This window comes from Rhodococcus aetherivorans, from assembly GCF_011058165.1.
GTDB classification, from domain to species: domain Bacteria; phylum Actinomycetota; class Actinomycetes; order Mycobacteriales; family Mycobacteriaceae; genus Rhodococcus; species Rhodococcus aetherivorans.
Genome location: NZ_JAALEG010000183.1, coordinates 1 through 2,628, shown reverse-complemented (window position 1 = coordinate 2,628; position 2,628 = coordinate 1). Strand labels below are relative to the sequence as shown.

The following is a 2,628-nucleotide window of genomic DNA, read 5'->3' as shown; positions in this document are numbered from 1 at the left end:
CCCCACGTGCAGCTCGCATGTACTTCGCGGTAAGATGCGCGACCCGGCACGCGGTGTCACCCTCGGGGCACACCCCTCTTCCCCATCTGGAGATGTCCCTTGCTCGACCACGTGCACAAGAAGTTGAAGTCGACCCTGGACCCGATCGGCTGGGGTCCCGCGGTGAAGTCGGTGGCCGGACGCGCCGTCCGCAACCCCCAGGCCGTCACCGCCGCCACGACGGAATACGCGGGCCGGCTGGTGAAGATCCCCGCGGCGGCCACCCGCGTGTTCAACGCCGACGATCCCAAGCCGCCGATGCCGCTCGACCCGCGGGACCGCCGTTTCTCCGACACCGCCTGGCGGGAGAACCCCGCGTACTTCTCGCTCCTGCAGAGTTATCTCGCCACGCGGGCCTACGTCGAGGAACTCACCGACGCCGGGGCCGGCGATCCGCTGCAGGACGGCAAGGCTCGCCAGTTCGCGAACCTGATGCTCGACGTGCTGGCCCCGTCGAACTTCCTGTGGAATCCGGGCGTGCTCACCCGCGCATTCGAGACGGGCGGGGCAAGCCTGCTGCGCGGCGCCCGATATGCCGTGCACGACGTGCTCAACCGCGGCGGCCTGCCGCTGAAGGTGGACTCGGACGCGTTCACCGTCGGCGAGAACCTCGCGGCCACCCCGGGCAAGGTGGTCTATCGCAACGACCTGATCGAGCTGATCCAGTACACGCCGCAGACCGAGCAGGTGCATGCGGTGCCGATCCTCGCCGCGCCGCCGTGGATCAACAAGTACTACATCCTCGATCTCGCACCCGGTCGCAGCCTCGCCGAGTGGGCGGTCCAGCACGGCCGCACCGTGTTCATGATCTCGTACCGGAACCCGGACGAGTCGATGCGGCACATCACCATGGACGACTACTACGTCAACGGCATTGCCGCCGCGCTGGACGTGGTCGAGGAGATCACCGGGTCGCCGAAGATCGAGGTGCTGTCCATCTGCCTCGGTGGCGCGATGGCCGCGATGGCCGCCGCGCGCGCATTCGCCGTCGGCGACAAGCGCGTGACCGCCTTCACCATGCTCAACACCCTGCTCGACTACAGCCAGGTCGGGGAACTCGGGTTGCTGACCGATCCGTCCACGCTGGACCTCGTCGAGTTCCGGATGCGGCAGCAGGGCTTCCTGTCCGGCAAGGAGATGGCCGGCAGCTTCGACATGATCCGCGCGAAGGACCTCGTCTTCAACTACTGGGTCTCGCGGTGGATGAAGGGCGAGAAGCCTGCGGCCTTCGACATCCTCGCGTGGAACGAGGACAGCACGAGCATGCCCGCGGAGATGCACTCGCACTACCTCCGGTCGCTGTACGGCCGCAACGAGCTGGCCGAGGGCCTCTACGTGCTCGACGGACAGCCTCTGAACCTGCACGACATCACGTGCGACACCTACGTCGTCGGCGCGATCAACGACCACATCGTGCCCTGGACATCGTCGTACCAGGCGGTGAACCTGCTGGGCGGTGACGTGCGCTACGTGCTCACCAACGGCGGGCACGTCGCCGGCGCGGTGAACCCGCCCGGCAAGAAGGTGTGGTTCAAGGCCGTCGGGGCGCCGGACGCCGAGACCGGCTCGCCGCTGCCCGCGGATCCGCAGGTCTGGGACGACGCGGCCACCCGTTACGAGCACTCGTGGTGGGAGGACTGGACGGCCTGGTCGAACAAGCGCGCCGGGGAGCTGGTGTCACCGCCGGCAATGGGCAGCGCCGCCCACCCGCCGCTCGAGGACGCTCCGGGCACGTACGTCTTCAGCTGAGGACTTGCGCGTTAGCATTCATCTTGCTAACCTGCTAACAGCGTCCTCCGAGGCGCCCTCACACACCCGAACGGAAGGTACGCCATGACCACCGCCAAGACCCCCGTCGACGCCGCTGTCGCCAAGACCACCGCCGACACCGCCAAGGCCAACGAGGCTGCTGCCAAGGCCACCGCGGACGCCACCGCCGCCGCTCAGAAGATCGCCGAGTCGGCCACCACCGCCGCGAACCAGGCCACCGCCGAATTCACCAAGGCTCTCGACGAGAGCGCCGCCCGCCTGAGCGAGTTCAACGACAAGGTCGTCGACGCTGCCAAGCAGAGCGGCAACCTCACCGTCGACACCTACGAGCGCGCCGTCACCAGCCTGCTCGACCTGCAGGAGAAGATCGCCTCCGCCACCCCGATCGCCTGGGTCGAGGACCTCACCAAGGCGCAGGTCTCCTTCGCCCGTGAGCTCACCACCACGGTGACCACCACCGCACGCGATCTCCTCAAGTGATCGATTGTGCGTCTCTTCCGACGCGATCGCGTCGGAAGAGGGGCACCACGCACCGGGCGCCGGTTCAATGAACCCCATGAACGCCCTGCAGACCGTCGCGATCGCCGCCGCCCCGTTCCGTCTCGGGGCGGCGGCGATCGCCGGCTGGAGCACCTACCTGGCCACCCTGAGCCGACGCGGCGCGCACCCGCTCGACGTCGCCGGCGACATCGCCGACTGGTGGCGCGTGCTCACCGACCGCGAACCCCCGCGCTGGGCCCACCCGTGGCCCGTCGCGCACTCCTGGCCGCTCGCCCGGCTGCGTGACTGCAGCGACCCCGACGCTCCCGCCCCCGAGGC

General features: G+C 68.8%; 2 protein-coding genes and 1 pseudogene. All 3 read left to right on the top strand.

Going from position 1 to position 2,628, the window contains the following annotated elements; translation table 11 throughout:
* The first annotated feature begins 99 nt into the window (after nucleotides 1-99).
* The gene (locus G6039_RS30020) at nucleotides 100-1,788 is read left to right on the top strand and encodes a PHA/PHB synthase family protein (protein WP_006941280.1); all 1,689 of its coding nucleotides are present in this window, start codon (nucleotides 100-102) and stop codon (nucleotides 1,786-1,788) included.
* 84 nt (nucleotides 1,789-1,872) lie between these two features.
* Nucleotides 1,873-2,289 (top strand): hypothetical protein, encoded by a 417-nt coding sequence (locus G6039_RS30015; protein ID WP_006941283.1) that lies wholly within the window; start codon nucleotides 1,873-1,875, stop codon nucleotides 2,287-2,289.
* 76 nt (nucleotides 2,290-2,365) lie between these two features.
* Nucleotides 2,366-2,628: pseudogene (locus G6039_RS30010) on the top strand (esterase); the annotation flags it as partial.